This is a genomic window from Thermomicrobiales bacterium, assembly GCA_037045155.1.
In the GTDB taxonomy this organism is placed as follows: domain Bacteria; phylum Chloroflexota; class Chloroflexia; order Thermomicrobiales; family CFX8; genus JAMLIA01.
The window spans coordinates 1,122,914-1,143,045 of record JBAOIG010000005.1 but is presented as its reverse complement, the minus strand read 5'-3'; the positions used below and the strand labels follow the sequence as shown (position 1 = coordinate 1,143,045).

Sequence of the window (20,132 nt, the reverse complement as noted above, 5' to 3'; positions counted from 1 at the left end):
GAGTGGCGCGAGGCAGTGGCAGCGCCCACTGCCTCGCAGAACGGCTTACGACTTCTCGATCGTAATGAGCTTCAACCATGAGCCGGCGGCTGCGGTCGGCAGGTGGTAGATGTTGTGCACGTTCGGCTTGGTGACGTAGAAGTTCTGGCCGTGATAGACGCCAACGTTGGCGGCCTCGCGGACCAGGATCACCTCCGCGTCGCTGTACATCTGCATGCGCTTCTTCTCGTCGGTCTCGATGAGGGCGGCCTCCACCAGCTTGTCGTATTCATCGTTCTTCCAGTGCGTCTTGTAGAAATCCGCGTTCGAGGCGAACAGCTGATTGTGCCAGTTGCTCGGATCCGCGAAGTCGGATCCCCAGATTCCGAGATGGGCGTTGTAGGGCTGTGTCTTGCGGGCGCTGCGCCACTCGACGTATGCGCGAGGCTCCAGAGGCTGGAGCTGGACATCGATCCCAAGGTTCTGCTTCCACTGCTGCTGAAGATACTGTGTGATCAGCGGCAGTGGCGACGTGGTCCGTGAGACGAGGGTGAAGTCGGTCGGCCAGCCTTTGCCGTCCGGGAAGCCGGCTTCGGACAGGAGCTCTTTCGCCTTGGCGATATCCCCTGCTAGTGCGGCGCCAGGGTTGTTGCTCGGGATGTCGGCCGGCAGGATTGTCGGCGCTGGAAGGTAGTAATCCTTCAGTACCTTTGCGATCAACGAGTCGCGGTCGAAGCCCAGCGCCAGCGCCTGCCGCACGCGGACGTCATCGGTCGGCTTGTTGCTTGTGTCGAAATGGATCATCTCTGTACTGGAGGTCGGGTATGGCTGCATCTGGGCCGAGAGGGTGGCATCTGCGCGAACCCGATCGTACTCGGCTGCTGGGACAAGCGCGTGGTCGACCTCGTCGTTCTCGAAGGCAGTCAGGCCCTTGGCGACCCAGTCGTCATAGATCGTGTACTCGGCTTTGTCGATGCTGGGCTTATCGCCCCAGTAGTTCTTGTTCGGCTCGAAGACCATCAACTGGTCGTGCTTCCATTCGCTCAGAATGAATGGACCGTTGACGACCAGAGTTCCCGGCTCGAGCCACTTGTTCCCGGCCTTTTCGATCACATGCTGCGGCACTGGATAGGCGGTCCAGGTTGCGGAAATGATCGGGAAGAACGGCGTCGGGTCGCTGAGTGTTACCTCGAAGGTCAGGTCATCGACTGCCTTGACGCCGAGCTGGTCGGTCGGCATGTCACCCTTTGCGACCTCTTCTCCGTTCTTGATCGGATAGAACACGGAGGTGTACTTCGAGGCCGTCGCGGGATCCATCACGCGCCGCCAGGCGTAGAGGAAGTCATTCGCGTTCAACGGTGTCCCGTCGGACCACTGCATGCCTGGGCGGACCTTGTAGGTCCAGACGGTGCCGTCGGCATTCGCTTCGTAGCTTTCGGCCATCGCCGGACTGGCCGTGCCGTCCTTCGGGCTGATGACGACAAGCCCTTCGAAGAGCTCGCTGAGCGACCACGGGCTGCCGGTAATGCCGGGGTCGGCGTCTTCTGGCTCGACAGCGCCATAGCGGAAGATGCCACCCGTTGCCTTTGGGGCGGCGGCTGTCGCCGTTGGCTCCGGCGCGGGGGCTGTTGCCTGACCAGCGGGCGCTGTCGCAGCGGCAGTCGGCTTCTCGGCTGCCGGTGTGTTGGCGGCTGGCGCGCTTGTCGAGGTCGCGCTCTTCTCAGTGCTGCCTCCGCAGGCAGCGAGCAGACCAGCAGCGCCGACGACCGACGCGCCGAGGAACGCCCGTCGGGTTACCGCACGCCGAAACTGGAGTTCTGACAGGTCCACGATATCTCCTCCTCCGTCACTTCGACCGTCTATCTCCGTGGCGCCTTGCGCTGCACATCAGCGCTGCACCCAGGGATCGAGAGCATCGCGCAGGCCGTCGCCGACGAAGTTGAACGAGAGAACCGTCAACGACAGCGCCACCGCGGGAGAAAACAGAATATGAGGGTACGAACGCAGGAGCGCGACTCCGTCGGAGATCATTGAGCCCCACGATGGCGTTGGCACCGTGACACCGAGCCCGAGAAAGCTGATGCCGGCCTCGCCGAGAATCGCGGCGGGAAGCCCCAGCGTCGTCGCGACGATGATAACCGGTAATGTATTCGGGAGCAGGTGGCGCGAAATGATCCGGCTATTGGTCGAGCCGATGCAGCGCGCTGCCTCGACGAATTCCTTGTTGCGTAATGACATGATCTGGCCGCGCACCAGCCGCGACACCGTCAACCACGACACGAGACCCAACCCGATGTATACCCCGAGCAACCCGCCTGTCGCGCGGTCGAATGTCTTGAGTGGCAGTAGTGGCCCACTGTCGACCGTCTGAAACTGCGCGCGCAGGTAGGTCATGATGATGATGACGAACAGTAGATTCGGGAAGGCGTAGAGGACGTCTACGACCCGCATGAGGAAGGTATCCACTTTGCCGGGGAAGTAGCCGGCTACCAGCCCGACTGGCACCCCGATCGCGAGAATGACGATCTGCACAACGACGCCGACGAGGAGCGAGACTCGCGACCCGTAGATCAACCGGCTCAGAATGTCACGCCCGAGTTGGTCTGTGCCGAGCCAGTGGGCGCGGCTTGGCGTTTGTGTCACCGCGAGCAGATCCTGCTCGGCATAGCCGGTTGGCGCCAGAAGCGGCGCGAAGATGGCGACGAATACGATGAAGACAATGAAGACCAGGCCGATCAGCGCCGCCTTGTTCTTGCGGAAGCTTCGCCATGCGTCACCCGCAAGCGTCCGTGTCTGTCGGCGGCCGGCCGTGCTCAGTTCGTCGGCTCCGGCAGCCTGTGGTGTTGCGGCGTCCGATACCATCCCGTCAGCCTCCATGCCGGCAATCAATAGCTGATACGTGGATCGAGCAATCCATACATCAGATCCACGATCAGGTTCATCACGCTCACCGCGACGGCAAATAGCAGCGTCGTCGCGAGAATGACCGGATAGTCGCGCACGGCGATGCTACGGACGAAGTAGCGGCCAATGCCCGGCACGCCGCAAACTGTCTCGACGAAGAATGAGCCCGTCGCCACGGCTGCGAATTGCAGACCGAGAATCGTGACGACCGGAATCAGCGCGTTGCGCAAGCCATGGCGGACGATGACACCCGTCTCGGCCAGCCCTTTCGCGCGCGCGGTCCGGACATAGTCCTGCTGCAGCACCTCGATTAACGAGGAGCGTGTATAGCGCGCCAGCGCGGCGGCCGGCGCGAATGAGAGTGCCAGGGTTGGAATGATCGCCTGTTTGCTGAAGATGCCGTCCCAGCCACCAGTTGGCAACCAGTGCAGCTTCGACGCGAAGAGCAGGATCAGGAGTGACGCGACAACGTAGGATGGCGCCGATACTCCGACGATCGCGCCAAACGTCGCGAGATAGTCGACCGCCGTGTTGCGGCGAACCGCGCCGATAGTGCCGGCGGTAATGCCGATCACCGCCGCGACGATCATCGCCGCTACCCCCAGCTTGAGCGACACGGGAACAAAGTCACGCAGGATGTCGACGACATCGCGGTTGCGCTGCGCGTAGGATGGCCCGAAGTCGAGCTTCGATGCCTTGCCCAGATAGTCGACGTACTGTCGCCACATGGGCTTGTCCAGGCCGTATGCCTTATTCAGCGACGCGATCGCTTCTTGCGAAATCGGCTTGTCGCCGGTGTCCCACGGCCCGCCGGGTGTCGCGTGAATCAGTAGAAATGTGATCGTGTAGACGGTCAGCAACGTTGGAACGAGCAAGAGGACTCGGCGAATCGCGTATTGTCCCACCAGCACCACCTTATCGTGACGCGCAACCGCCGATCGGCGCGAACTGGGTAGAGATCCCCCAGCCGTCGGGAGTGAGCCATAGCGAACGAAATCGGTATCGCGAATTGCGCGTGATGCTAGCAGTCACCCTCGCCGTCGTCAACAACATGCCTCGCCCGCATTTGATCCTCCGTGGCGATGCTGATTCTCGCAACTGATGACGCCACGGATGATTGTGCTGCGGATCGAGGAAGACGGCCACAATCATTGCCCAAATTCTGTGCGACCAGCAGATCTGGATCGCTGTCTGTTTTGGGTCAATGACTATGCCACTGGGCGGGTCGTCGATGGGGATGATGCGGGCCGCGGTGAGCGCCAGGGATGGTCTGCAGCCGGTCGACGGCGTCCGGGCCTCAGGCGCTCGGGCACGGCTGCCGCACTGGCGGGCCGGTCATTGGGAGACGCTCGCTGGTAGTGGGCATCGACCGGCGCTGGGCGATGCGCGAGCTCGCGGCCCTGATAGGTGACGCTGAGGCGGCCATCCAGATGTTCGTGCAGCGTCATCCGGGAGCGAGCGTAGCTGGCACGCGCCCACGATTGCCATGGACGAGGGCTGCCACACCGTCCTCACGGTAGGCGGCCAGTAAACGTCGAACCTGTCGCACCGACAGGTCGAGCACCTCGGCCGCCGCGTCGGCGGTGAGCTGCCCGACGAGCAGCTGGTTGAGGATCTGGAGTCGGGTCTGGTCTCGGGTGGTCAACGTCACTGTCTCCTTCATGGGGTGACATTTTCACTGACCCATTCGGAGTGACAGATTCACTGGACCACGACAGGCCAAACGGTAGGCCGTTGACAGGAATTAGGGGCGCTGCTACACTGTCGCCACTAACCCGTGGAACTGTTCACGGGTTCGCTTAGCACAGACCAAACAGGGCGAAGGAGGTGATGCCCAATCATGAGTAGTCATGGTACATCGGGCGTCGCCTCGGAGGCTGCCAGCTAGACTGGCGTACTTCGGGGTGATCGCCCAGAAGCCAGAGAAGCCGGCCGCTTGGCCGGCTTCTTGTTGTTCCCGTCCTGGCCCGTCAGCGGCCCCTCAGAGCGGCGACGACCGGCGCGAACTCCTCCATCTGTGTGTCCGAGACAACGATATACGAGAAGCCGAATTCCTCGCGACGCCTCACAAGCCCATCAATGATCTCCTCGATCGTGCCGAGCAGCATCGAGGGCATCTCCAACACATCGGCCACGGCGTGCCCCTCCCATCCATACTGCAACACGGCCGCTGATGCAGCCGCTTCGCGGTCGTCAGTCACGACGATCGTGGGGATCATGCTCAACTCGACCTGCTCGAACCGATCGCCAGCGCCCTCTTGAATCCAGCTGATCTTCAACTTGACGGTCTCTTGCGTTCGTTCGCTCACCGGGCTGATCATCCTGCCGGTACCGTAGGCCGAGGTCAGGACGCCAACCACATCGGCCACACGTCCGGCGAGCCGCAGCGCGCGCGGCCGGCCGCCGCCGACCACCAGCGTCGGACGGCAGCCAGCTCCGACCAGTGGATATCCAGCCAGATCCTCGATCCGGTAGTGTGCGCCCGCAAAGGAAAGCCGCTCTCCGCGCCAGATGGCGTCGATGATGGCGAGCGACTCCTCCAACCGCGCAATGCGTTGGCCGGCCGAGTCGAATGTGATCCCTGTCTGGTCGTACTCGGCGCGCATCCATCCCGCGCCGATGCCGAGCTCGACCCGACCGCCAGACAGTACACTCAGTGTCGCAAACTCCTTGGCCAGAATCGCGGGGTGCCGAAAATCGTTGGCGATCACCATCGTGCCGACCCGTAACCGCGATGTGATCGCAGCTGCCGTCGCCAATGCTGCGATCGGTCCGTATTGCGGACCGAAGAAATCCGTAGCCAGGTGATCACGGATCAAGAACGTTGCGTAGCCAAGCTCCTCGACACGACGGACAAGTGCCAACCACTCGTCGCGCGGAAGTGGCCGTTCGTTGATGACGCCGAAGCGAAACGGGAACCGATGAGCCATGCATCCTCCAGAAATCTGCCGAATACCCTTACGGATCGTAGATCTGGAGGATCGCGGCGGCTATCCGGATCGTGTGGTCACGGCGTGAGAGGTCTGAACAGTGGGCAGAGGGGACACTCCGGTGTCAGTTGTGATGGGGCGGTGGCGGGCACATCGAACCCGATCGCGTCCAGCAGCTGGATGACCAGCGCCAACGGTAGACCGACGACATTGCAGTAGCAGCCAGTGAATCGGTCGACCGGGGAAAACTCGGCGTCCTGAATTGCGTAGCCGCCGGCCTTATCGAATGGTTCGCCGCGGGCGATGTACCGGTCGATCTCGGCGCTCGTATAGTCACGCATCCGCACGTGCGTTACGGCGTGAGCGACCCGAACGCGACTGCCCCGCGCGGCAACAACCCCGGTGATGACCCGATGGTCGCGCCCACGAAGCCGCTCCAGCATCGCGCGAGCCTCTTCGGCATCCACTGGCTTCGCCAGCAGCGAACCTTGCTGGACGACGATCGTGTCGGCAGCCAATACCACCGATGATGGATGCACAGCCGCGACGGCCAGCGCCTTTTCCCGCGCGAGTCGCCGCGCGAGTCGTTCGGCGCGCGGATGTCGCGCGGGCGCCCACTCGTCAAGATTGGGCGCTACGACCTCGAACCTGACGCCAAGACGCCCGAGCAGCTCGCGGCGGCGCGGTGATCCCGATGCGAGGATCAGGGTCGGGGCGGCCTCTGCTCGCCTCACACCAACTCCAGCGTCGCAACACACTCTATATGGTAGGTCTGCGGGAACATGTCGACCGGCGTCACATCCAGCAGCCTGTAGCCGCCATCGACCAGGATCCGGAGGTCACGGGCCAGCGTAGCCGGATCGCAAGAGACGTAGACGACCCGTCGGGAGCGATGCTTCAGCACTCCGTCGATTGCTCGCTTCGCCATTCCAGTTCGCGAGGGGTCAAGCAGGATGACATCCGGCTCAATCTCCAGATCCGGCAGGATCTTCTCGACCTTGCCCGGATGGTATTCGACATTTCCGAACGGAGCGAGGTTGATTCGGGCATCATCAAGCGCCGAACGCGATTCTTCGATCGCGATGACCTGCCGGCAATGCGGCGCGACGAGCGCGGCAAATGTCCCGACGCCGGCATACGCGTCAACGACAACCTCGTTGCCGGTAAGCGCCATGCGCTCGATCGCCAGTCTGGCCAGCGCCTCGGCCTGGATCGTGTTGGTCTGGAAGAACGACGACGCTGAGACACGGAAGCGCGTCCCGAGGAGTTCCTCCTCGTAGTGCTCGCGGCCGGAGGGGAGTGATGGAACCAGCTCGGAGAGATCCTGCTGAATCAACAGGTCGCCGGTATGCTCGCCGTGACGGACGACGACCTGGTGCTTCACGCGTGCCCTGCCCTGCATCTCAGCCAGCGCCGCATTGATCGTGTCATCCATGATCAGGCAGCGATCGATCCGCATGAACTGCCGGCCGCTGCCAGGTCGCGATATATATCCCAGCTCACCATCCGGGCTCGTCGTGAAGCGGGCGTTGTTGCGATAGCCGTACGGCCGGTCACAGCCGATCATCGGTGACACCGGCGCGTCGTCGAAGTTGCCAATCCGCCGGAGCTGCTCGGCGACGACATGGGCCTTCAGCTCAAGTTGACGCGGGTAGGAGATATGCTGCCACTGACAGCCGCCGCAGATCCCGAAGTATGGGCAAGGCGGATCGACGCGGTCGGCCGACGGCTCGACCGGCTCGGCGACCCGCGCCAGCAGCATCGAGCGCTTGACCTTTTCGATCAATATCTCGGCCGTCTCGCCGGGGATGCCATAGTCAGCGAAGACGACCTGCCCGTCGTGCCGACCGATCGACGCGCCATGGAATGCGATGTCGGTCAACTCCACCGTCAGAACGTCGCCCTGGCGAACCCGCTCCTGCTGCTCTATCTCGTGTGCGTCAGCCATGAAACCTCGCTACCGGATACGCCGATTGGAAAGGGGCCGGCCAGGTTGCCGTCCGAATCGCCAATTGTACGAGGTGTTGCGAGGTGGAAACGCGAGGGGCCGCGCCCTGTCCGGCGCGGCCCCCCTGATTCACAGGACTATTGAGGTTCAGCCTGCAACGGTCAACGGCTCATCAGCCGTCGTCGCGACGTGGCGGCCAACGGCGCGGGCAACCGCGTCCGCCTGCGGCATCAGCTTGGCGAAATTCTCGAACGTCAGCGACTGCGCGCCGTCCGAGCGGGCGTGATCGGGGTTCGGGTGCACCTCGATCATGAGCCCATCAGCGCCGGCCGCGATCGAGGCCAGCGTCATCGCGGGCACGAGATACCACTTGCCCGTTGCATGGCTCGGATCGGCGAAGACCGGCAGGTGCGACAGGCGCTTGACCGCCGGGACGGCGTTCAGATCGAACGTGTTCCGAGTGATCGTCTCGAACGTCCGGATGCCGCGCTCACAGAGGATCACGTTCGGATTGCCCTGGGCCATGATGTATTCGGCCGCCATCAGCCATTCTTCGACCGATACGCTCATCCCGCGCTTGAGCATCACTGGGATGCCGGTCTTGCCAACTTCCTCGAGCAGCAGGTAGTTCTGGCAGTTGCGAGCGCCGATCTGGAAGATATCGGTGTACTGGGCGACGAGGTCCACGTCGCCAGGGGCGAGCACCTCGGTGATGATCGGCATGCCGGTTTCATCGCGGGCCTCGGCCATGATCTTGAGGCCCTCCTCGCCGAGCCCACGGAACTCGTAGGGCGAGGTGCGCGGCTTGAACGCGCCGCCGCGCAGGATCTTCGCGCCAGCCGCCTTGATCGCTCGGGCCGTCGTGAGCGTCTGCTCCTCCGTCTCGATCGAGCAGGGGCCGGCAATGACGACAATCTCGTCGCCGCCGATCTCGACGCCGCGGACGGTGAAACGGGTATCGTCCGGGTGGAACTCGCGGCTCGGCAGCTTGTAGCGCTTGGTGACCCGCAAGACCTCCTCAACCCCGCCGACGACTTCCAGATCGGACTGCAGCTCAGGTGGAATCGGCACACCAACGACGCCAACGATCGCGGTGTTATCGCCGATGGAAAGATGGGTGCGAAGGCCGACCTCCTCGACGCGCCTGATGACGCGATCCAGCTCCTGCTCCTCGTAGCCCTTTTTCATGATGATGATCACTGGTCTATCCTTTGTTCACTCCCGGTCTCGCGCATCGCGGCCGGCGTTTCGATCGTTCTAGGCGTGGACCGGCTCGCGGCCCCATTCGGGACGCAGCTCTCGAGCCCGACGCAGATATGCATGGTTGATCTGCGCGGCCGGCTTCTCGGTGTTGATATGCATCATCACGCGCACGACCATGTCGAGCGCGCCCGGCACAGCCATCTCGTGAGAGCACATCAACGGCACGAGGTCGAGCCCCATCGCCCGGGCCGCAACGGCCGGGAACGTGGCATTCAGGTCGGCAGTCGTCGTGAAGATGATGCTGACGACGTCATCCGATGTCAGCTCATTCAGCCCGACGATCGTTCGCAGCAGTTCGTCGGTTGCCTCGAGGATGTCTTCGGCGGTATTCGACTCGACCGTCGTTGCGCCGCGAATTGCCCGGCAGGCCATGTGCGTCCTTTCAATCACTGGCAGATCGCTTGCTCGTTGCAGGATCAGGTCGACCGCCTCCGCCCACGCACATCGCCACTGCCCGTTCCGTCAATCGCCGCGCAACATGCGGATAAACGCCGTCGCGCGCGGCGCGAGCTCGTCCGGGCGGGCTTGCTCCAGATCGGAGAGGAGCGCGGTCCCGCAGACAACGCCATCGGCCAGCTTCTCCGTCACGACCACCTGGTCGCGATTGGAGATGCCAAATCCGATGGCTAGCGGTAGCTGGGTGTGCCGCCGCACCCGCACGACGTAGTCGTCCAGGCCGGCCGGGAGCTGGTCGCGCGCACCGGTGACGCCGGTGCGCGAGATGAGGTAGAGAAAGCCGTTGGCGCGCTGCAGGACAGCCTCGACACGCTCCTCGGTGCTTGTGGGCGCGAGGAAGTAAATGAGGTGAATGCCGTTATCAAGACACGCAGCGAGCAGCTCATCGCTCTCCTCGGGGGGCAGGTCGGGGATCAACAATCCATCGACCCCGGCCTCGGCACATGCTCTGGCAAACGCATCCAGACCATATGCGAATACAGGGTTGTAGTATCCCATGAACAGCAATGGCGCCGCAACACCGCGCTCGCGCAACCGACGGACGGTGTCGAGTGCCAGTTGCGGAGTCATGCCATTATCGAGCGCGCGCTGGCTGGTGCGCTGGATCGTCGGGCCGTCGGCAATCGGGTCGGAGAACGGCACGCCCAGCTCGATGATGTCCGCCCCGCCAGCGACCAGTCCCTCGACGATCCCGACCGTATCGCCGATCTCCGGCCAGCCGCAGGTGACGTACGGGATGATCGCCGCCCTGCCCTGCGCTCTCGCTCGTTCAAACGCCTCCGTGACGCGGGATGTGCCGGTCGATGCGGTTTGCTGAATCACAGCGTCACCCCCAGTGCCTGTGCAACCGTGTGCATGTCCTTGTCGCCACGACCAGACAGATTGATGATGATCGACTCGTCCGGGCTATACCGTCTGGCGATCGTCTCGGCCAGATAGACCGCATGCGCCGACTCGAGCGCCGGGATAATTCCCTCAGTCCGACAGAGAAGCTGGAGCCCCTCAAGCGCCTCATCGTCGGTGACGGCGGCCGTCTCCAGGCGTCCAATCGAGTGCAGATACGACAATTCCGGCCCAACGCCCGGATAGTCGAGGCCGGCCGAAATCGAGTGCGCCTCCGCAACCTGACCGTGCTCGTCCTGCAACAGGTACGACTTCGACCCGTGGAGGACGCCGACCTTGCCAGCGGTGATGCTTGCGGCATGCTTGCCGGAGGCCACTCCGTAGCCACCCGCCTCAGCTCCGACCAGAGCGACCTCGTCATCGTCGGCGAACGGGTGGAAGATGCCAATCGCATTCGAGCCGCCGCCGATGCAAGCGACGATGGCGGCCGGCAGCTTGCCGGTTACATCGAGGATCTGCGCCTTGGCCTCACGCCCGATGACCGCCTGCAGATCGCGAACGATCCGTGGGTAGGGGTGCATGCCGGCGGCCGTGCCGAGCAGGTAGTAGGTCGTCTCAACATTCGTCACCCAGTCGCGGATCGCCTCGTTCAGCGCATCTTTCAGCGTCCGGGATCCGCTGGAAACCGGACGCACCTCGGCGCCGAGGAGCTTCATGCGGAATACGTTCAGCGACTGGCGCTGGATATCGACCTCGCCCATATAGACGATGCAGTCGAGGCCGAGCAGTGCACAGGCGGTAGCCGAGGCGACCCCATGCTGACCAGCCCCCGTCTCGGCGATGATTCGCTTCTTGCCCATGCGCTGTGCGAGTAGCGCCTGCCCGATGGCGTTGTTGATCTTGTGCGCGCCGGTGTGGGCCAGATCCTCACGCTTCAGGTACACCTGCGCGCCGCCCCAACGCACGGTCAGGTTTCCGGCGTAGGTCAACGCAGTCGGCCGGCCGATATAGGTGCGGTGCAGGTGGGTAAGCTCGCGCTGGAATTCCGGGTCGGCGGACACCTCGTCCCAGGCCGCCGCCAGCTCATGAATCGCCGGCATCAACGTCTCCGGCGCGTAGGTTCCGCCAAACTCACCAAAGCGGCCAAATCGGTCGGGCAAGCTCGCAGCCGGCGGATGTTGTCGCGTCGTGGTCGCCATTTCTTACCTCCCCCGCCCAGCGGGTACATCGATCGATGCCGTCACACTCGATATCGGGTCCGCGTCCGTCTGCCGGACGGCGGCGATGAACGCGCGAATCTTCTCTATGTCCTTATGGCCCTGCGTTTCGACGCCGCTGGAGACGTCCACCCCGAACGGATGGACACGGTGGATCGCCAGGCCAACCGTCGCTGGGGTCAGCCCGCCGGCCAGCACAACCGGGTATCTCCGGGCGAACTCGGCGGCGACGAACCAATCGGCGACGGTCCCGGTGCCGCCGTACATCCCGGGGACGTGGGCATCCAGCAGGATCGCGAACGGTTGCGCCGTTCCCGAGGTCCAGGCGAGGAACCGTCGCTCCTCATCGACGCGGCCGGATGAATCGGCCCGGATGGTCGCGATGACCGGCCGGTCGATACCGCCAGCGTCCTGCGGGTTCTCAACTCCGGCCAGCTGAACGAGATCGAGACCGACAGCATTGACTGTGCGGTTGATCGTTTCGGACGTCTCATTCACAAACAACCCGACCAGCCGTGTCCGACTCCCGTCCAGCGCCGCGGCCACTTCGCGTGCCCGGTCGGTCGTCACATAGCGGCTGCTCGGCGGATAGAAGACCACCCCGACGAAGTCCGCGCCGGCCTCTACGGCGGCCGTCGCATGAGCCGGGTCGCTGATGCCACAGATCTTCACCAGCGTCATCCGACGAGATCCCGAATCGCCGCGGCAGGGTCCGCGGAACGCATCAACGTCTCACCGACGAGGATGGCATGGACGCCGGCCCGCTCCAGTCGGATCACATCCTCCCGCGTCCGGATGCCGCTCTCTCCGACCAGCGTGACTTCCGGTGGGACGCGCGCTGCGATGCGTTCTATCGTCGCCAGATCCACCCGAAACGACCGCAGATCGCGGCTGTTGATCCCAACCAGTGTCGCGCCGATACCCAGCGCGCGCCCCAGCTCATCCTCGTCGTGAACCTCGACCAGCGCCTGCACGCCGTAGTCTCGTGCGATGCCGAACAGCTCGGCGAGCTCACCGTCGTCGAGCGCCGCGACAATCAGCAGGACACAGTCCGCCCCAGCCTCCCGCGCTTCGGCGATCTGATATCGGTCGATGACAAAGTCCTTGCGGAGCACTGCGGCTGGCAGCTCCGTGGCGTGAGCCAGCGTTGCGATCTTGCGCAAGTCGTCGAGAGAGCCGCGGAAGAACCGCGCGTCGGTAAGGACCGAGATTGCCGCCGCGCCACCGTCAAGGTACGCGTTGGCTACGTTCTCCGGATCGGCCGAAGCGGCAATCGCGCCTTTCGACGGCGACGCGCGCTTGAACTCGGCGACAACCGTGACGCGGTCACTCCGGAGCCGCGCGGTCATGTCGACCGCCGGCGGCATTACGCGTGCTGCCGCGTCGATCTGAGCCAGCGGTACTCTCGCGATTCGCGCCGAGACCTCGTTCGCAGTATTCGCCAGGATCTCGCGCAGGTAGGTTCCTTCGATCGCTCTCGTGCTCATCTCAGGCCGCCACCGTCTCGCCAGCAGTCATCCGGACCGTCAGGGCAACCAGTTGGTCAAGCTTCTCGCGCGCTGCGCCGCTATCGATCGAATAGGCGGCAAGGTCAATACCCTCCTGAATGCTGCCGGCCATATCGGCGGCGTAGAGCGCGGCGGCAGCGTTGAGCAGCGTGATCGCCCGCGTTGCTCCCTGCTCACCGGTCAGCACACGCTGGGTGATCCGCACATTGTCTGAGACACTGCCGCCTCGCACCTCCTCGCGCCCATGGCGAGTCAACCCAAACTGCTCCGGGGTAATCTCGTAGAGGGTCAACCAGGCACTCTCACGCATGACCATCTCGGCGACGCTGGTCGGCCCGGCCACGCCCAGCTCATCCATCCCCTCGTGAGCGTGGACGACCAGCGCATGCCGCGAGCCGAGCAGCCCCAGCACCCGTGCGATGCGCGTCACATCCCCGTCACTCGGCACGCCGACGACCTGATGCGTTGCGCCGGCCGGATTTGTGATCGGCCCGAGCAGGTTGAAGACGGTGCGGATCCCGATCTCGCGCCGCACGGGGCCGGCAAACCGCATGGCGGGGTGGAAGGTCGGGGCGTACATGAAGCCGATGCCGATGCGATCGACACACTCGGCCACCTGCTCCGGCGCAAGCTCGATCCGCACGCCGAGCCCTTCGAGAACGTCGGCCGAGCCGCACCGGCTGGTTGCGGCGCGGTTGCCGTGCTTCGCGACCCGTGCTCCAGCGCCAGCAACAACGAACGCCGCCGTTGTCGATATGTTGAACGTATTAGCCCCATCCCCGCCGGTTCCGACAACATCGAGCACCGGCTCATCGGTGCGCAGCCGGACACGGCGGGACTTCGCGCGCATCACAGTGGCGAAGCCAACCAGTTCCTCGTCCGTCTCCCCGCGGATCCGCAGCGCGGTGAGGAATGCGCCGATCTGCGAGGGCGACGCCTCGCCGTTCATGATGATCTCCATCGCCTGGACAGCCCGCTCACGGCTGAGCTGCTCACCCTCGACAACTGCCTGGATATACGGCTTGAGCATGAGTCGTCCTTCCGATCAGTAACCGTGGACGAGTGCTCGCTCGGTGACGGCGGGCTGCTCGTGCCCGAGGAAGTTCGCCAACAATCGGTGTCCGCCGGTTGTCAGGATCGACTCGGGGTGAAACTGGACTCCATAGACCGCGCACTCGCGATGGCGCAGACCCATGATCGTGCCGTCCTCGGACCTCGCCGTTATCTCCAGGGTGGCCGGCAACGAGTCTTCGGCAACGATCAGAGAGTGATAGCGGGTCGCGGTGAACGGGTTCGGCAGGCCTGCGAAGATATCGCGGCCGTTGTGCTCGATCTGGCTCGTCTTGCCGTGCATGACGGTCGTTGCACGGACCACCTCGCCGCCGAAGGCCGCGCCAATCGCCTGGTGACCGAGGCAGACGCCGAGGATCGGCGTCTGGCCGGCCATCTCCTGGATCAGCGGCACCGAAATGCCGGCTTCCTGCGGAGTGCATGGCCCCGGGGAGATGATCAGCCGCTCCGGCTGCATCATCCGGATGTCGTGGACGCTCGCGCGGTCGTTCCGGACGACCTCGACTTCGGCACCCAACTCGCACAGGTACTGATAGAGGTTGTAGGTGAACGAGTCGTAGTTATCGATAAGGACGATCATGCTCGTGCCCCCGCTCTGCGCGCGCCGCGCTCGATCTCCTCGGCGACCTCGATCGCCCGCAGCCCGGCGCCCATCTTGTTCAACGTCTCCTGGTACTCGAAGTCGGCGGTCGAGTCGTAGACGATCCCGCCGCCGGCCTGCATGATGACTGTTCCATCACGAATGGCGACCGTCCGCAACGCAAGGGCCATGTCCATGTTCCCGGAGTAGGCGAGGTAGCCGACGCAGCCGGAGTAGAACCCGCGCCGGTCGCGCTCCAGCTCGGCAATGATCTGCATCGCCCGGATCTTCGGCGCGCCCGACACTGTCCCAGCCGGGAAGCAGGCGCGAAGCGCATCGACCGCGCTCAGGTCGGCGCGGATCTCGCCAGTGACATGACTGACCAGATGGATGACGTGCGAGAAGCGCTCGGTCGTCAGCAGCACCGGAACCTCGACCGTCCCCGGCGTCGCGACTCGGCCGATGTCGTTGCGCGCAAGGTCGACCAGCATCACATGCTCGGCCCGTTCCTTCTCGTCAGCCAGCAGCTCGGCTTCGAGTCGCAGATCCTCGGCATCGTCCTGTCCGCGCCGCCGGGTACCGGCGATCGGGTGGGTCGTCAACGTCCGGCCATCGAGCCGGATCAGTGCCTCCGGAGAAGCGCCGACGATCTGCTCGTCCCCAAGCTGCAGGTAGAACATGAACGGCGACGGGTTCACCGTCCGCAACGCCCGGTAGAGGGTGAAGGGATGGATGCCAGTCTCAATCTCGATACGCTGGGAGAGGACAACCTGGAAGATGTCGCCGGCCTGAATGTACTCCTTCGCCCGGTCGATCATCGTGTTGTACGTCTCGCGGCCCATGTTGTGCCGCGCCCGATCGCGGACGCTTGTGTCCGGCAGCGGGCGGTCGCCAGTCGGGACGACGGTGACGCCACGCTCCAGCCGGCCGGCCAGACGCTCAATCCGCTCGGTCGCTTCGTCGTAGGACCGCTCGATCGGCGTGTCATCGTCGACGTGGACGTGGGAGACGACCTTGATCTTTCGCTCCAGGTGATCGAAGACGAGCATTGTGTCGACGAAGATGAATACGCCGTCCGGGAACGGATTCGGGTTATCCGGCGCAACCAGCAGATCCTCGAAGTAGCGCACGGCCTCGTATGACAGGTATCCGACTGCGCCGCCCAGAAAGCGTGGCAGACCCTCGACATTCACCGCCCGATACGGCGCCAGAAACTGCTGGAGTGCGACGAGCGGGTCGTCGTAGGGGACAGACTGCTTGTAGCCGCCCTGGTTGACGTTCGCGATGCCATCCTCGAGCCGCACAACGAGATATGGGTCACTACCAAGGAACGAGTAACGGGCCAGGGTCGTGCCGCCCTCGACACTCTCCAGAAGAAAGGAGTGCGGTCCCTCGGCCACCTTTAGATACGCGGACACGGGCGTCTCAAGGTCGGCCATGATCTCACGATAGATGGGGATCACATTGCCCTGTTCGCGGAGCGCAATGACATCGTCGAGGCTCAGCGAATAGCGGTGGGACTCGGTGGACCTGGTGGCACTGTCGGGAACAGCGGTTGTATCGATCATCGTGGAATCCGGCCCTTCGATAACAGCGAACTTTCGCAGCACGGTGTGTCTGGCGCAGTTCAGCGACGCCAGCTTGCCCGGCTCCATTCCGCGACCGTGGCCGGCCGTATCAGGTTCGCCTGATTGACTCCAGAAAACACGATGCGCTCGTCCGTCCAGTACTGCCCCCGGTATTCCGGGGACAACAAAAAACCCTCGTCCCTGTCTCGGGACGAAGGCGTCTGGCGCGCTCCGCGGTACCACCCGGATTGGCTCGTCCCTCGCGAGACGGCCCTCCTTGTCAGATACGGGACGCATCACACGTCCGATATCCAGCTCCTGGGTAACGGTGGAGCCCTCCGGCGCCGCCTACTGAGGCCGTTGGCCTGTTCGGAGCGCAACTCCCGGATCCATTCCACGCCTGCTGCGGCGCCGGCCTCTCACCACCTGCCGGCTCGCTGACCCGTGCTCGGGCGCGTACTCGTTCCGTTCGTCGTCGTTCGGCTATTCGATTGCCGAGGATGGTAGCAGCGCCGATGGTCGTATGTCAAATCCCAGTCGCCGACTAGATCGCTCCGTCGTCGGAAAGAGCGCGAATCTGTTCGTCATCCAGGCCCAGCAACCCGCCGAACACATCGCGATTGTGTTCGCCCAGCGCCGGACCTGGGAACACAACCCGACCAGGCGTGCGTGAGAGCTTCGGAATAATGCCCGGCATCTTCAGCGTCCCGACCGTCGGGTGTTGAACCTCCACGATACTTTCGCGCTCGTGGTAGTGCTCATCGGCAAAGATGTCGGCAATCGAGTAGACGAGGCTTACCGGACATCCAGCAACGTCGAGCCGCGCTTTCGCCTCGCCGTAGGTCCGCGCTTCGAACCAACTCACCAATAGCGCGTCAAGGGCGTCATCATGCGCGACACGATCGGCGTTCGTCGCGAAGCGAGGATCATCCAGCAGCTCCGGCCGGCCGATTGCCGCCGGGAGCCGCTCCCAGGTTCGCTGAGTGCTGCAGACCAGCACAGCCCACTTGCCGTCCGCCGTCCGATACGTCCCTGCCGGGCTGGCGCCGGCTGCCACGAAGGGAGTCCGCTCGCGGACCGCGCCCAACCTGTCGAACTCGGCAACAAGCGCCTCGAGCATCCGGAAGAGGGGCTCGTAGAGCGAGACATCCACCTCCTGGCCCTCGTCATCCCCGCTGGTGTCGCGGTAGTAGAGCGCCATCAACCCGGCGAATGCGCCAGTCAGGCCGGCGACGTAGTCTGCGAGCGAGAACGGCGGACTAACCGGCGGCCGGTCGGGGTAGCCGGTCAGATAGGTGACACCGCTGAACGCGGTGGCTGGCGTCCCGAAGCCTGCCAGCTCCCGATTCGGGCCAGTCTGTCCGTACCCGGAGATATGGACGACGATGATGCGCGGGTTTGCCTGTTTGAGCGTCTCGTAGTCGAGGCCAAGCCGGTCAAGCGTGCCGGGGCGGAAGTTCTCGACGATCATATCGGCCTGGCGAGCGAGATCGAGAAAGAGGTCGCGGCCGGCGGGCGACTTGAGATTGATCGTGACGCATTTCTTATTGCGGCTGAAGCTACCCCAGCGAACCGAGTAGCCTTCAACTTGCGGCAGGAGGTCGCGGCTGGGATCACCCGCGCCGGGCATCTCGACCTTGATGACCTCCGCGCCGAAGTCGGCCAACATCGACGCGGCATATGGGGCGGCGATCATTGTCCCGAGGTCGAGTACCCGAACCCCGCGCAGAGGCCCGAACCCGCGCGAATCCGTTTTCTGGCTCATCCCGGCTCCCCTGTTGTGCGACGTGCGTCCCGATTCAACCGCCTGTATAGCATGTGAACACGGTCGGATAATGGCACGCGGAAATTCGTCCTTGACATCTCCAACATCGGCTCGTACCATGGCTCTACTATGGAGCAGACGATCAGTGATCACTCGAATAGCCTGGTAGAGCAGCAGCCATCATACTGGTGGTTCTACTTTTACTTTACCCCTCCGGCGTCGCTGGTGGGCTATTCGGGGTTGAGCAGATAACCGTCTAGCACATACCAGGGGCGTCGGAGGAGCAGAGGCAATACCTCTGCTTTTTTGTTGCTCGGATTTGCGATGAGTTGGGTGGCAACGAGGGAAGGACCGGGGAAGACATGATCATTACGATGAACGCCGAAGGCGACCTCGACCAGCAACGGCAGATCGTCAGGATGGTCCAGGAGCGCGGCTTTCAGACGCACGTGCTCGGGCGCGGCGGCAACACCGTCATCGGTGTCTCCGGGCGGACGATGACACCACAGCTGCGCGACGAAATCGCAATGCTGGCCGGCGTCGCCGCGGTCACGCCGGCGACACGGCCATACATGCTCGCCCAGCGTGAAGCACGACCCGATGGCACCCGGGTTCACATCGGCGATGTCGTCGTCGGCGGGAGCGAGACGGTCATCATGGCCGGCCCTTGTGTCATCGAGGGACGCGACCAGATGCTCGAGGCAGCCCACGCGGTCAAGGCGGCCGGCGCACACATGCTGCGTGGCGGGGCGTTTAAGCCGCGCACCTCCCCCTACTCCTTCCAGGGACTGGGCGAGGAAGGCCTCCAGATTCTGGCCCTGGCGCGCGACGTTACCGGGCTGCCGGTCGTCACTGAAGTGATGGAGCCGGACCAGGTCGACCTCGTTGCCCATTATGCCGACATGCTTCAGATTGGCTCGCGCAATATGGCCAACTTCCCGCTGCTGCGCCGTGCGGCGACTGCTGGCAAGCCGATCCTGCTCAAGCGCGGCTTTTCGGCGACCGTTGAGGAATGGCTGATGTCAGCCGAGTACCTTCTGGCCGGCGGCAACGATCAGGTTGTCCTCTGCGAGCGTGGCATCCGCAGCTTCGACACCGCCACCCGATTCACGCTCGACTTGAACGCCGTGCCACTCGCGCGGCAGTTGACCCATCTGCCGGTCGTCGTCGACCCCAGCCATGGCACAGGCCTGCGTCAGCTGGTCGAGCCAATGGCGCTGGCAGGAATAGCGGCAGGGGCGCAGGGTCTGATCGTCGAGGTGCATCCTTCGCCTGATGACGCGCTCTGCGACGCCCAGCAGTCGATCGCGCCAGACGTGCTCGAACGCATTGTCGCGCGGGCACTGGCGATCGCCGAGCTCCTGGCGCCAGAGCCGCGCGTCGCGCGGATTGCGGCACTGGCCGCTGACTGACGCGGAGGGCTATCGGGCGCGGGTGGACGGGTCGGGAATGAGGACGGCAAAGCCGTCGGCAAGATCGTAGAAGATCGCCCCGCGCGGCGCGCGAACGATCCGCCAACTCATCCAGATATCACCGATCGCGCCGGCCGCGTTGATGACCGCGAAAAAGATCGCGCCGATCGCAGCCGATTCAAATCGCGCCGCGACGATCACCGACAGAATCGTGAGGACAACGAGCGGGGCCAGCCCGACGGCAAGGTATTGCCACTTGCCGAGGGGCTCGCGAAACGTCGTGTATGCGAACCCTGGTCCAACCCCGTACGCTGGCTTGACACCCACCAGCTTGCCCGCAACACCGTGGATCAGCTCGTGGATAACGGGAACCGCAACGAGCGCAATCAGCAACCCGAACACGAGCGACCGTCCGTCGATCGCAAAGCTCAGGCTCTTCGAGCCGCCGGCCAGCATAACGAGCGTCGCGATGACATACCACCACACAGGAATGAGCACAAAGCCCACGACGGTCATCGGGCCCATCCGCAACCGTTCTCGCGATAACTCGACATAACCGACATGCTCTGGGGGATCGGTGCGTGGAGGATCGCCAATCCACGGGCGGATAGGGCGGCCTGTTTCTGCGGTCACGCGGGGCTCCTCGATAGCGGCCCGGACTAGCCATCTCAATCGTAGCAACGTGGAA

The 20,132-nt window shown here is 63.9% G+C and carries 19 protein-coding genes; 1 reads left to right on the top strand and 18 read right to left on the bottom strand.

What is annotated here, in order from left to right; translation table 11 throughout:
- Nucleotides 1-45: 45 nt before the first annotated feature.
- The 17 genes from V9F06_15305 to V9F06_15225 form a co-directional block, all read right to left on the bottom strand.
- The gene (locus V9F06_15305; GenBank protein MEI2618976.1) at nt 46-1,809 is read right to left on the bottom strand and encodes a peptide ABC transporter substrate-binding protein; all 1,764 of its coding nucleotides are present in this window, start codon (nt 1,807-1,809) and stop codon (nt 46-48) included.
- A 57-nt stretch (nt 1,810-1,866) separates the two neighbouring features.
- Nucleotides 1,867-2,841 carry an ABC transporter permease gene (locus V9F06_15300; GenBank protein MEI2618975.1) on the bottom strand — a complete coding sequence of 325 codons (975 nt, stop codon included), beginning with the start codon at nt 2,839-2,841 and terminating at the stop codon, nt 1,867-1,869.
- Nucleotides 2,842-2,864: 23 nt separating this feature from the next.
- Nucleotides 2,865-3,788 carry an ABC transporter permease gene (locus V9F06_15295; GenBank protein MEI2618974.1) on the bottom strand — a complete coding sequence of 308 codons (924 nt, stop codon included), beginning with the start codon at nt 3,786-3,788 and terminating at the stop codon, nt 2,865-2,867.
- A 539-nt stretch (nt 3,789-4,327) separates the two neighbouring features.
- Nucleotides 4,328-4,528 (bottom strand): helix-turn-helix domain-containing protein, encoded by a 201-nt coding sequence (locus V9F06_15290; GenBank protein ID MEI2618973.1) that lies wholly within the window; start codon nt 4,526-4,528, stop codon nt 4,328-4,330.
- A gap of 325 nt (nt 4,529-4,853) precedes the next feature.
- Nucleotides 4,854-5,813 carry a TIGR03621 family F420-dependent LLM class oxidoreductase gene (locus V9F06_15285; GenBank protein ID MEI2618972.1) on the bottom strand — a complete coding sequence of 320 codons (960 nt, stop codon included), beginning with the start codon at nt 5,811-5,813 and terminating at the stop codon, nt 4,854-4,856.
- A gap of 77 nt (nt 5,814-5,890) precedes the next feature.
- Nucleotides 5,891-6,547: a Maf family protein gene (locus tag V9F06_15280; GenBank protein ID MEI2618971.1), complete on the bottom strand. Its 657-nt coding sequence runs from the start codon at nt 6,545-6,547 to the stop codon at nt 5,891-5,893.
- Nucleotides 6,544-7,761: a class I SAM-dependent RNA methyltransferase gene (locus tag V9F06_15275; GenBank protein MEI2618970.1), complete on the bottom strand. Its 1,218-nt coding sequence runs from the start codon at nt 7,759-7,761 to the stop codon at nt 6,544-6,546. The genes V9F06_15280 and V9F06_15275 overlap by 4 nt, the downstream gene beginning before the upstream one ends.
- Before the next feature lie 147 nt (nt 7,762-7,908).
- Nucleotides 7,909-8,961, bottom strand: a complete 1,053-nt coding sequence (gene aroF / locus V9F06_15270) for a 3-deoxy-7-phosphoheptulonate synthase (GenBank protein MEI2618969.1) — start codon at nt 8,959-8,961, stop codon at nt 7,909-7,911.
- 57 nt (nt 8,962-9,018) lie between these two features.
- The gene (aroH, locus tag V9F06_15265; GenBank protein MEI2618968.1) at nt 9,019-9,414 is read right to left on the bottom strand and encodes a chorismate mutase; all 396 of its coding nucleotides are present in this window, start codon (nt 9,412-9,414) and stop codon (nt 9,019-9,021) included.
- A gap of 72 nt (nt 9,415-9,486) precedes the next feature.
- Entirely contained in the window at nt 9,487-10,302 is an 816-nt protein-coding gene (gene trpA, locus V9F06_15260) for a tryptophan synthase subunit alpha (GenBank protein MEI2618967.1), read from the bottom strand.
- Nucleotides 10,299-11,522: a tryptophan synthase subunit beta gene (gene trpB / locus V9F06_15255; GenBank protein ID MEI2618966.1), complete on the bottom strand. Its 1,224-nt coding sequence runs from the start codon at nt 11,520-11,522 to the stop codon at nt 10,299-10,301. The genes trpA and trpB overlap by 4 nt, the downstream gene beginning before the upstream one ends.
- Nucleotides 11,523-11,525: 3 nt before the next feature.
- Entirely contained in the window at nt 11,526-12,221 is a 696-nt protein-coding gene (locus tag V9F06_15250; GenBank protein MEI2618965.1) for a phosphoribosylanthranilate isomerase, read from the bottom strand.
- Nucleotides 12,218-13,027: an indole-3-glycerol phosphate synthase TrpC gene (gene trpC / locus V9F06_15245; protein ID MEI2618964.1), complete on the bottom strand. Its 810-nt coding sequence runs from the start codon at nt 13,025-13,027 to the stop codon at nt 12,218-12,220. The genes V9F06_15250 and trpC overlap by 4 nt, the downstream gene beginning before the upstream one ends.
- Nucleotide 13,028: 1 nt before the next feature.
- A complete protein-coding gene (gene trpD, locus V9F06_15240) occupies nt 13,029-14,078 on the bottom strand; it encodes an anthranilate phosphoribosyltransferase (protein MEI2618963.1) in 1,050 nt (349 codons plus the stop codon).
- 15 nt (nt 14,079-14,093) lie between these two features.
- Nucleotides 14,094-14,699: an aminodeoxychorismate/anthranilate synthase component II gene (locus V9F06_15235; protein ID MEI2618962.1), complete on the bottom strand. Its 606-nt coding sequence runs from the start codon at nt 14,697-14,699 to the stop codon at nt 14,094-14,096.
- Complete coding sequence (gene trpE / locus V9F06_15230; protein ID MEI2618961.1) at nt 14,696-16,267, bottom strand: anthranilate synthase component I; 1,572 nt, start codon at nt 16,265-16,267, stop codon at nt 14,696-14,698. The genes V9F06_15235 and trpE overlap by 4 nt, the downstream gene beginning before the upstream one ends.
- Before the next feature lie 544 nt (nt 16,268-16,811).
- Nucleotides 16,812-18,032, bottom strand: coding sequence for a CoA transferase (locus tag V9F06_15225; protein ID MEI2618960.1), 1,221 nt, complete (start codon nt 18,030-18,032; stop codon nt 16,812-16,814).
- A gap of 362 nt (nt 18,033-18,394) precedes the next feature.
- Here V9F06_15225 and aroF (V9F06_15220) point away from each other — a divergent pair, with 362 nt between their 5' ends.
- Complete coding sequence (aroF, locus tag V9F06_15220) at nt 18,395-19,444, top strand: 3-deoxy-7-phosphoheptulonate synthase (protein MEI2618959.1); 1,050 nt, start codon at nt 18,395-18,397, stop codon at nt 19,442-19,444.
- A 9-nt stretch (nt 19,445-19,453) separates the two neighbouring features.
- On the opposite strand, the gene V9F06_15215 is transcribed toward aroF (V9F06_15220), so the two are convergent.
- Complete coding sequence (locus V9F06_15215; protein MEI2618958.1) at nt 19,454-20,077, bottom strand: DUF3267 domain-containing protein; 624 nt, start codon at nt 20,075-20,077, stop codon at nt 19,454-19,456.
- Between the last annotated feature and the right edge of the window lie 55 nt (nt 20,078-20,132).

Bases quoted from the DNA above. Each gene is read 5' to 3' on its own strand.
- V9F06_15250 (MEI2618965.1), bottom strand. From the start codon at position 12,221: ATGACGCTGGTGAAGATCTGTGGCATCAGCGACCCGGCTCATGCGACG.
- V9F06_15300 (MEI2618975.1), bottom strand. From the start codon at position 2,841: ATGGTATCGGACGCCGCAACACCACAGGCTGCCGGAGCCGACGAACTG.
- V9F06_15235 (MEI2618962.1), bottom strand. From the start codon at position 14,699: ATGATCGTCCTTATCGATAACTACGACTCGTTCACCTACAACCTCTAT.
- trpB (MEI2618966.1), bottom strand. From the start codon at position 11,522: ATGGCGACCACGACGCGACAACATCCGCCGGCTGCGAGCTTGCCCGAC.
- aroF (MEI2618959.1), top strand. From the start codon at position 18,395: ATGATCATTACGATGAACGCCGAAGGCGACCTCGACCAGCAACGGCAG.
- V9F06_15275 (MEI2618970.1), bottom strand. From the start codon at position 7,761: ATGGCTGACGCACACGAGATAGAGCAGCAGGAGCGGGTTCGCCAGGGC.
- V9F06_15285 (MEI2618972.1), bottom strand. From the start codon at position 5,813: ATGGCTCATCGGTTCCCGTTTCGCTTCGGCGTCATCAACGAACGGCCA.
- V9F06_15225 (MEI2618960.1), bottom strand. From the start codon at position 18,032: ATGAGCCAGAAAACGGATTCGCGCGGGTTCGGGCCTCTGCGCGGGGTT.
- trpD (MEI2618963.1), bottom strand. From the start codon at position 14,078: ATGCTCAAGCCGTATATCCAGGCAGTTGTCGAGGGTGAGCAGCTCAGC.
- trpC (MEI2618964.1), bottom strand. From the start codon at position 13,027: ATGAGCACGAGAGCGATCGAAGGAACCTACCTGCGCGAGATCCTGGCG.
- trpE (MEI2618961.1), bottom strand. From the start codon at position 16,267: ATGATCGATACAACCGCTGTTCCCGACAGTGCCACCAGGTCCACCGAG.